This is a genomic window from Acinetobacter sp. YH12117, from assembly GCF_013418865.1.
GTDB lineage: Bacteria > Pseudomonadota > Gammaproteobacteria > Pseudomonadales > Moraxellaceae > Acinetobacter > Acinetobacter indicus.
The window spans coordinates 1-8,873 of record NZ_VPBF01000064.1 but is presented as its reverse complement, the minus strand read 5'-3'; the positions used below and the strand labels follow the sequence as shown (position 1 = coordinate 8,873).

General features: G+C 46.9%; 10 protein-coding genes. 4 read left to right on the top strand and 6 right to left on the bottom strand.

The features are described 5' to 3' along the window. Positions 1-154: 154 nt before the first annotated feature. Both FTU55_RS14330 and FTU55_RS14325 read right to left on the bottom strand, forming a co-directional pair. On the bottom strand, positions 155-697 hold the full coding sequence (locus FTU55_RS14330) for a glutathione peroxidase (protein ID WP_005181445.1): 543 nt from the start codon (positions 695-697) through the stop codon (positions 155-157). 19 nt (positions 698-716) lie between these two features. Continuing rightward, on the bottom strand, positions 717-1,037 hold the full coding sequence (locus FTU55_RS14325; protein WP_180047420.1) for a hypothetical protein: 321 nt from the start codon (positions 1,035-1,037) through the stop codon (positions 717-719). Here FTU55_RS14325 and FTU55_RS14320 point away from each other — a divergent pair. Then, positions 1,026-1,937, top strand: coding sequence for a DMT family transporter (locus FTU55_RS14320; protein WP_180047418.1), 912 nt, complete (start codon positions 1,026-1,028; stop codon positions 1,935-1,937). The two genes, FTU55_RS14325 and FTU55_RS14320, sit on opposite strands and share 12 nt — an antisense overlap. A 70-nt stretch (positions 1,938-2,007) precedes the next feature. Here the strand turns inward: FTU55_RS14320 and FTU55_RS15220 are convergent, their stop codons facing one another. The 4 genes from FTU55_RS15220 to FTU55_RS14300 form a co-directional block, all read right to left on the bottom strand. Beyond that, on the bottom strand, positions 2,008-2,160 hold the full coding sequence (locus FTU55_RS15220) for a hypothetical protein (RefSeq protein ID WP_257223338.1): 153 nt from the start codon (positions 2,158-2,160) through the stop codon (positions 2,008-2,010). A gap of 156 nt (positions 2,161-2,316) precedes the next feature. Further along, the gene (locus tag FTU55_RS14310; protein ID WP_180047416.1) at positions 2,317-2,883 is read right to left on the bottom strand and encodes an L-threonylcarbamoyladenylate synthase; all 567 of its coding nucleotides are present in this window, start codon (positions 2,881-2,883) and stop codon (positions 2,317-2,319) included. 44 nt (positions 2,884-2,927) lie between these two features. Further along, positions 2,928-4,070 (bottom strand): DNA-processing protein DprA, encoded by a 1,143-nt coding sequence (gene dprA / locus FTU55_RS14305; RefSeq protein ID WP_075168149.1) that lies wholly within the window; start codon positions 4,068-4,070, stop codon positions 2,928-2,930. A gap of 16 nt (positions 4,071-4,086) precedes the next feature. Continuing rightward, positions 4,087-5,244: a LysM peptidoglycan-binding domain-containing protein gene (locus tag FTU55_RS14300; RefSeq protein ID WP_180047414.1), complete on the bottom strand. Its 1,158-nt coding sequence runs from the start codon at positions 5,242-5,244 to the stop codon at positions 4,087-4,089. Between the two features lie 119 nt (positions 5,245-5,363). Between FTU55_RS14300 and def the strand changes: the two genes are divergently transcribed. The 3 genes from def (at position 5,364) to FTU55_RS14285 (ending at position 8,514) form a co-directional block, all read left to right on the top strand. Then, complete coding sequence (gene def / locus FTU55_RS14295) at positions 5,364-5,888, top strand: peptide deformylase (RefSeq protein ID WP_005181462.1); 525 nt, start codon at positions 5,364-5,366, stop codon at positions 5,886-5,888. A 90-nt stretch (positions 5,889-5,978) separates the two neighbouring features. Beyond that, complete coding sequence (locus FTU55_RS14290) at positions 5,979-6,401, top strand: DUF2946 family protein (protein ID WP_016658991.1); 423 nt, start codon at positions 5,979-5,981, stop codon at positions 6,399-6,401. Between the two features lie 73 nt (positions 6,402-6,474). After that, on the top strand, positions 6,475-8,514 hold the full coding sequence (locus tag FTU55_RS14285; RefSeq protein ID WP_180047412.1) for a TonB-dependent copper receptor: 2,040 nt from the start codon (positions 6,475-6,477) through the stop codon (positions 8,512-8,514). The last annotated feature ends 359 nt before the right edge of the window (positions 8,515-8,873 follow it).

The window sequence follows — 8,873 nt, the reverse complement described above, 5'->3', positions numbered from 1 at the left end:
ATGAAATACGGTATTCTGATGTGACAAAACCTGAATCCTGGTCGTTAAAGTGTTTGTTTACACTCATATTTTAACTGTTAGGACTCAGGTTTTTTTATTTAAAGCAAACTATGGGACAGCAGTGGGCCGCGACCCTCTTTGTTACTGTAAACAATTAACGCGCCAGTTCGGCATTAATCGCATCGACAATACGTGGGTCATCGGCCTGAATATCTGGGGCAAAACGTGCCACCACTTCGCCTTCTTTATTGATCAGGAATTTCTCGAAGTTCCATAGCACTTCAGGTGGTTCATTTGGGGTCAGACCATAATCCACCAGATCTTTCCACCACGGGCCTTCACCGATTCGCTCAGGAATGGCTTGAGTCAGGCGGGCATATAGCGGATGTTTATCTTCACCCACTACCGAAATTTTGGCAAATAACGGGAAATCTACCTGATAATTCAGCGAACAGAACTGCTGGATTTCTTCATTGCTGCCGGGTTCTTGCGCCAGAAAGTCATTGGCCGGGAAGCCCAGAATTTCCAGACCTTGTTCTTTTTTCTGCTGATAAAGCTTTTGCAGACCTTCATATTGCGGCGTCAGACCGCATTTAGAAGCCACGTTTACAATCAGCAGCACCTTGCCTTGATACTGGTTCAGTGTGGTTTCTTCACCCTGAATGGTCACGACCGGAATGTCATATACAGATGCCATGTGTTTATCCTAAAGTGATTTATTGTCGTTCTCTGTTGTAACGGGCTTTGCCCAATCCCGCAAGACCTATTGCTGCGGCTTTTGGCAGATTTTTGTATAGCGCTGCGTCAATGCGGCATATTTTAAGCAGGTGCGGAATCCCAGCAAAGTGGAGTGATGGAGCAATTTGAACGCAGCACAAGATTTCACCATCGCGAACTGCCCCAAAGCTGTTAAATTGGACTAGAATGAGGGCACAAGGAAAGTTTAAAAATAAAGTGAAAAGGCATTCATTCAGCGCAGGAAGCAGCGTCTGCTTCAGGCCGATCGACTCAACAAGGAACAGAATATGACACAGCAAGAAAAAATGCTGTCTTGGGCCATTCTTTTACCGGTCAGCGCGGTACTGATCTGGTCACTGAATATTGTCGTGACCCGCTATGTGACCGACTTTATCTCGCCGGTGAGCATCAGTTTTTATCGCTGGTTTTTTGCCTTTCTGATTCTGACCCCGTTTATTTTGCCGCGGGTGATCCGTGAACGCGCCCTGATTGTACCGCATCTGAAACAGCTGGCAGTGCTGAGTGCCTTTGGACTGGTGCTGTATCAGGGACTGGCCTATACCGCTGCGCATTACACCACCGCCACCAATATGGGCATTATTAATGCCTTTATTCCGATTTTTACCATTTTTGTGTCGATGCTGATTCTGCGCGATATTCCGAATCGCTACGCCATTATTGGCAGCCTGTTGTCCTTTGCCGGGCTAATCTATGTGATGGGGCAGGGCAATCCTTGGGGCTTGCTGCATGCCGGTGGTCAGTGGGGTGATCTGCTGATGATTATTGCCGTGTTTTTCTATGCCTTTTACGGGGTTTTTCTGAAAAAATGGCAGCTGCAGATTCCGTTAATGCTGAGCTTGTATGTGCAGATTCTGTTTGCACTGCTGTATCACCTGCCGTTTGTGGCCTGGTTGGGGCTTGATGCCATCAATATGGCCAATGCCGGCAGCGTGATCTACGCCAGTATTTTTCCTTCATTAATTGCCCCTTTGGTGTGGATGATGGCGATTCAGTGTCTGGGACCGAACCGCACCAGTATCTTTATGAACCTGATGCCGGTGTTTACCGCTTTAATTGCCTTTGTCTGGTTAAAAGAGGCCTGGACCATTTATCACAGTATTGGTGGGGCGATTATTCTGTTCGGAATTGTGCTGGCCCAGAAAAAAACTGTGGCGCCAGTGCTGCTGAAAGCTAAATAATTGCCTAAAAAACGAACAAACAAACTTAATTTTTTGCTTGAATGATCTCGTAAATAAAGGCAAATAGACTTTAGTCGAGGAGAGTAGCTTTTAGCTTCTTTAAAAAGCACTTTAAAAAGAGCAAGATAATTTGAGCTTTTTCAAATAATGGTTGATTAATCATAGGTTTAAGCTGCTTTTTAAGAGCTAAAATATATTTGTTTTTTTTAAACTGTTCACCCATAATACGCTCCATCGCAGATCAGCGACTGTTGCTGATTTGCCCAGAGATTTCGATACCCTCTGGATGTGATTGATACACATCCTTTTTTATGCTCAACCATCCCTATATGGTTGAGCTTTTTTTTGCCTGAAATTTCTTTCATTTCTGGCCCGATCTTCAGTCACGAATCACGGCACCGGTTTCAGCATCCAGAATACGGCTAGGTAACTGGCTGAGTCCCAAATCGCCATTTAAATAATTCAGCTGATTGCCAAAATACTGGCTGGCCTCTTGCAGGGAGTGCGCCGGTTCCTGTCCGGCCGGATTGGCACTGGTCGATACAATAAAGCCGCTAAAGGCATGACATAGCGCGACACAGAGCGGATGCGTGGTTACACGTACCGCGACTTTAGGATGCTGGCCTTTAATCCAGCTGGGAATATGCTCACCTGCCGGCAACAACCAGGTGGTAGCACGCTCTGCGGGTGGATTGAGCCAGGAGTCGATCACCTGTTGACGCTGTGGTTCGGCCAGGTTGTGCAGCAAATGTTCTACCTGGGAAATATGACCTGCCAATAAAATCACGCCTTTTTCAATCGGACGCTGTTTCAGTTGCAGAATCTGCATAAAAGCATCTTGGTTATACGGGTCACAGCCGAGACCCCAAACTGCCTCTGTAGGATAGGCCAGCACCTGTCCTTGCTGTAGACAAGTGGCTGCTTCGGCAACAGAGGTTGTAATCATGTGGTACACCTTTCGAGGTTATGCGGGGTGTACTATTGTGAACCTTATTGCGATGGACGACAACGCAGATATAGCCCCGATTGCTGCATTGCCATCCCGAGCAGCTCCAGTTCCATTAACTGAGCGGTTAAATGGGCGGTTTCCTGTTGCAGTTCGCTGGCCAGCTGGTCCATGTTTTTACCGACCCAGTCCAGCTGGCTGTATAGGGCCAACAGATGTTCGGGTAAGGTCGGGTGGGCAGCTGCAGATGCTGTAGCGGATAAGGTCGCCTGCTGCTGGCTCAGCCATTGGGTTGGCAAGGCCAGATCTTCAATGACCTGTTCCGGATGATCAACCAGAATCGCGCCTTCCCGAATCAGTTGATGGCAGCCCTGATGAAATTCACTGTAGATATGACCGGGAATGGCAAACACGGTTTTGCCCTGTTCAGCTGCCAGTTTGGCGGTAATCAGCGAGCCACTGTCCAGCGTGGCTTCGGCCACAATTACTCCCAGGCTAAGTCCACTGACAATGCGGTTGCGCCGTGGAAAATGCTGCTGTAGCGGTTTAGTCTGGGGCAGGAACTCACTGATAATAGTGCCATGCTGTTGCAGAATCTGGTCACGCAGGCCCTGATGTGTGGCTGGGTAGGTGAGGTCGAGGCCAGTACCCATCACGGCAATGGTACGTTGATGTTTCAAGCCACCCTGATGGGCTGCTTCATCAATGCCTTGCGCCAGGCCACTGTTAATAAAAAAGCCTTTTTCACTTAAATAATAGGCAAAGTCATAAGCCACCTGCCGGCCATGCGGACTGGCTTTGCGACTGCCGACAATTGCCACTTGCGGCTGAAGTAAAGGTTGTGCCTGTCCTTGGCCAAATAAAATTGGTGGCTTGTCGGTATAGGGCAGCAGTTGGGTGGGGTAACCGACATCTTCGGGAATAAGAATAAAATCGGTATGTTGCTGGACGCGCTGCAGCAAGTGCTGGAAGTCGGCTTGTGCCTGTGCTTGATGAAAATCCCGTGCGCGTTGCAGATGGTTCTGATGCAGTCCCAGTTCTGCCCAGCGCTGCAGGTTGCCGGCTTCGGTGGCCGCAGCGGCCGAACCGAAGTGCCGGATTAATTTATAAAAGCTGGGGAGTGAATGCTGAACCAGATACCACAGGCGAATCGTTGCGAGATGACCGGGTGATATCGTATTCAGCATGGCTCATCCCTCAGTCTTAATCTTCCATAATCGGTGGCTGAATACCGGCCCCGACTTTAATTGGTAGTTCGCTGTCCAGAATATAGGCATAGCTGAGCTGGTCAAAGGTTTTAAAGACCATGGCATAGCCAATACGCTCGCCTGGCAGCTGCACCCGTTCACGGGTTTTCGGATCGGTGACCACTTCGCCTTTTTGAGTTACAGCAAATACATGACCGGATTGCACGCCGTGCGCCTGACCACGGTCAATGGTGACCACACTGTGTTTAGCTGCGGTACCAATTGAACCCATCACGCGTACCACTTGGCCATCTGCTGCAATGTGTTCGGCATTGGTCGGGTAGAATAGGGTTGGTAACATCGGGTCATATTCTGGCAGCACACGATCGCCACGACGCACTTCGGCATTGTAGGTATCGGTCAGTTCCAGGGTGGTAATATCATTTTCACCGCGTACTGCAATACCGGATGCAACCTGAGTCAGCTCCAGACCGGCATTGTATTTTTTACCGTTGGCATCGGTGAAGATATACGGTTCGCCTTCACGATACACAGCATAACGCTGGCCAACTTGCAGACCCTGACCGCGGGCATAGACATTCTGGCCTTTGGCCGCCAGGACACGCTGATCCGCCGTGCCTAAAATATAAGGCGTCTGTTGCAAAGATTCAGGGGCAATAATGCTGGTGCGTTCCAGCCAGTGCTGGATGTACTCCAGTGGAATCACCGGAATGGTATTGTTGAGTGACTCGACCCGGATTTGCGGCTGCAGGCTGGTGGTGTTACCCGTATAACGACGGATAATACCTTCACAGCCATCACCTTCATCTTTACCAATGATCGGGCGGCCATCATAGGTACACATCAGCAGGCGATCTCCCGGGAAAATCCAGTGCGGATTTTTCACGTGCTTGTTGCTGGCCCAGATTTCACGCCAGCGCAGCGGGTTTTGCAGAAACTTCCTGGAAATATCCCACAGCGTATCGCCTTTTTTCACCACATACACATTTGGTGCATTGGCCTGTAAGGTCGGTGGGTTGATATTGCGTGCCGGTGCGGCCTGTACAGTACTGACTGCGCCCACCCCAAAACTGAAACAGACAGCAAGTGCCAGCGCCTGCTGTTTTAACCCCAAGGCACGAAAAGAAGATGTGCCCTTCAAAACCTTTTTCATTATCATAATTCCTAAAATTATGTATGTAGTTGCGTTATAATAACGATCTTACATACATTTTTTCGATGAAGCATTCCTTCATTCGGTTATTTGACCAATGGCAAAGCTGAGGACGTAATATGGCCTTATTACCTATTTTAAGTTTCCCCGATCCCCGTCTTCGTACCATTGCACAACCCGTCGAAGAAGTTACTGATGAAATTCGTCAGCTCGCCGCAGATATGTTTGAAACCATGTATGAAGCGCCCGGCATCGGGCTGGCTGCAACGCAGGTTGACCGTCATATTCAGCTGATTGTTATGGATCTGTCTGAAAACAAAGACCAACCGATGGTATTCATTAACCCCAAAATTACCCCATTGACTGAAGAAACCCAGCCTTATGAAGAAGGCTGCTTGTCAGTGCCTCAAATATACGACAAAGTTGAGCGTCCGTCACGTGTAAAAATTGAGGCAATTAACCTTGAAGGTCAAGCATTTGAGTTAGAAGCGGACGGACTTCTCGCTGTCTGTATCCAACATGAAATGGATCACTTAAATGGTAAGCTTTTTGTCGATTATCTGTCGCCATTAAAGCGCCAGCGTGCCCGTGAAAAAGTCGAAAAAGTGGTGCGTCAGCGTCAGAAAGTGGCGGTTAAACGCTAAACAGCCCTGCGACCAAAAGATCAGGACAAAACAGCCCAATTTCGATTGGGCTTTGTTATACTTGGGCCAGTCAAAAGCAGGAATATATGTTTGTTGATTCGTAGTGGTTTACTGCTCTCACTGATGGCAGTATTTTTACAGATTGCTGTTTTTTTACAGCCTTTGCTGCCGAAAGCCTATCAGGTGGCACCGGTCTGTGAAACCATTACGCGTGCGCTTTTATTGCCGGTTGATCATTCAGCGCATGGACATGCCCATTCCGAACATCTGTACAGTCAGCATCAACCAGTCATTTCAGATGACGGGCATAATCATCATGATGCCAATCATCAATGCCAGTACTGTACCGTGTACGGCAATCTCGTTTTACCGCCAGAACTCAGTGTGAAAGAAGTGCTTGATCGTATTCAAGTGCGTTTTATCGCTTTTGAAAAAGCTTTCCAGCATGTCTGGTTTGCACTGCAACGACTATTTCTTATTCCTCAGGGTAGGGCACCGCCACTGTTTGCATAAAACCGCGTTTGTTTTGCTTGGGTCTTGAATGACTTAAGCCGTGTTTTATATGTATTCCAGTGAGAAATGAAAAATGGCTCAGCCAAAATTCTTTTTACAGCCTCTTGCGGCTGCGATTTGTGTTGCTTGTTATTCACCAGTTGTGTTTGCAGAAACCCCAACACCCGTCCAAAGTCTGGCACCTATTGTGATGACTGCGCATCAGGGCAATGATGCCAACGGCCTGATTGTCCGTGCCGATCCGAAACAGCCAATTCAACCGATTCCAGCCACCGATGGCGCAGATTATCTGCAAAGTATTGTCGGTTTTAGCGCGGTCAACAGTGGCGCTGGTACCAATGGCGATGTGACTTTCCGTGGCATGTTTGGTTCGCGGATTAAAATTCTGACCGATGGCACAGAAAACCTGGGTGCCTGTCCGAGTCGTATGGATTCACCGACCTCCTATATTTCACCAGAAAGTTATGACCAGATTTCGGTAATTAAAGGCCCACAAACCGTGCAATATGCCAATACCGGTTCAGCTGCCACCGTGATTTTTGAGCGCCGTCCGGAACAGTTTGATGAAGATCAGCACTATCGTGGTCAACTGAGTGTGCTGGCCGGTTCATTTGGCCGTCTGGACCATAATATTGAGGTTGCAGCAGGCGACGAGCAGAAATATATTCGCCTAAATAGCAACCGTTCGGTATCGAATAGCTATCAGGATGGTGAGGGCAATACCGTGCCATCGGACTGGGAACGTTGGAATGCTGATGTAGCACTGGGCTGGACCCCGGATGCAGACACCTGGGTTGAATTGACCGGAGGGAAAGCCGATGGTGAAGCGGTGTATGCTGGCCGGATGATGGATGGTTCCAAATTTGCCCGTGAAAGTCTGGGTTTACGCATTGAAAAACAGAACATCACTGATGTGATCAAGAAAATTGAAGCGCAGATTAACTATAACTTTAATGATCATGTGATGGATAACTATAGTTTGCGTCAGTTTAAGCCGACCATGATGATGCCAAAAGAAACGGCTACCAACGTGGCGCGTAAAACCTTAAACGCACGTCTGGCAGTGACACATGAGTGGGATCAGCTGGATTTTATTACGGGTATTGATACTCAAAATAATGAGCACACAATCCGTAAGACCGATACAGAAAATAATATTGCCTATCATGCCTTACCACGTATCAAAGATATGAAGTTTCAGTCTGTTGGCGCTTTTGGTGAGTTGGGTTATCAGCTGAGTGAGCAGAATCGTTTGGTGGGCGGTGTTCGTGTCGATCAGGTTGAAGTAGATGCGGTACAAAGCACACAGCAACGTCAGGAAACCTTACCAAGTGCCTTTATCCGTTTGGAAAACCAGCATCCTCATCATGATGCTAAAACCTATATTGGTTTAGGTTATGTAGAACGTATGCCGGATTACTGGGAATTATTTAGAACTGATTTGAATGGTGTCGAAGGTTCGACATTTAAGTATTTGGAGCCAGAAAAAACGTTACAGTTAGATATTGGCTATCAGCATGAGCATGGTGCCTTTAGTTCATGGGCATCAGCATATGCAGGTTTGATTAATGATTTTATTCTGATGACCTATGATCCAACTGAACAAGTTCCAATGATGAAGAATGCAGCAGACTCACGTAATGTTGATGCCACCATTGCTGGAGCTGAGGTGGGGATAGGGTATCAGTTTACTGATGCTATTCAAGCAGATGTCAGCGCAATGTATGCCTGGGGTGAAAACACCACTGACAATACGCCGTTACCACAGATTGCACCGCTTGAAGGTCGTGTAAACTTACGTTATATCCAGGATCGTTATACCTTGGGTGCCTATTGGCGAATCGTAGATGGTCAAAACCGGATTAGCCAGAACCAGGGCAATATTGTGGGCTATGACTTGAAAGAAAGCGCAGGTTTCGGCACCTTGTCCTTAAACGGCACATACCATCTTTCCGATGGGGTTGATCTTTCTGTGGGAATCGACAACGTTCTAGATAAGACCTATACCGAGCATTTAAATAAGATGGGGGCGGCCGGTACAGGTCTGCCAATTACCCAGCAGTTCAACAACAGTGGCCGTAACTATTGGGCGAGAATGAGCTTTAAATTCTAATTAGCTCGAAATGCAGATAAAAAGCAGGACGAAAGTCCTGCTTTTTATTTTTAAAATTTTATTTATTTCAAAAACTTAATATAAATTGGTATTTCTAAATATAATAACGAACATTTTTCTTAAAATAATTTTTATAAATAAAACAATTATTTATAAATTTTTTGGATTATAAAATAAACACACGTTTCAGAAGTTTTTAAAAAGGTGTTGCAACCCCTCTGAAATCCTGTAGAATGCACATCCATCGGCGGTGATGTTGATAAAAACTTGTTGATAAACAAGGATTTAGCTAAAATGGTTGAGTTCTGGTTTAGGTGGTAAGTTTAGAAATAAAATCAACATTGCATGTTGACTTTCTA